Here is a 278-nt window from a genome sequence, read left to right as displayed (position 1 = left end):
AACGCACCGCCGCGGGCTCACAAAGCGCTACGCGGTGCGCTTGATCTTCTCGATGGCCTTGCCCTTCGCGAGCTCATCGACGACCTTGTCGAGGTAGCGGACCTTCTGCATCAGCGGATCCTCGATCTCCTGCACCTTCACGCCGCAGATCACACCCGTGATGAGCGACGCAGCCGGGGTGAGCTGCGCCTGCTCGAAGAACTGCTCGAACGACGTCTCCGTGGCAATCTGCTCGTCGATCCCGGGCCCGTCGAAGCCCGTGAGCCACGAGATCACCT

The 278-nt window shown here is 63.7% G+C and carries 1 protein-coding gene; it reads right to left on the bottom strand.

Annotated features, from left to right (window positions below):
- Positions 1-27 precede the first annotated feature (27 nt).
- The coding region (locus tag SB754_RS19955; protein WP_410784117.1) for a DUF2200 family protein at positions 28-278 on the bottom strand (251 nt) is incomplete at its 5' end.

The sequence above is a fragment of the Leifsonia sp. SIMBA_070 genome, assembly GCF_046534635.1.
In the GTDB taxonomy this organism is placed as follows: Bacteria; Actinomycetota; Actinomycetes; order Actinomycetales; family Microbacteriaceae; genus Leifsonia.
Note: the sequence above shows the minus strand (reverse complement) of the source record. Positions and strands in the feature narration are given on the sequence as shown.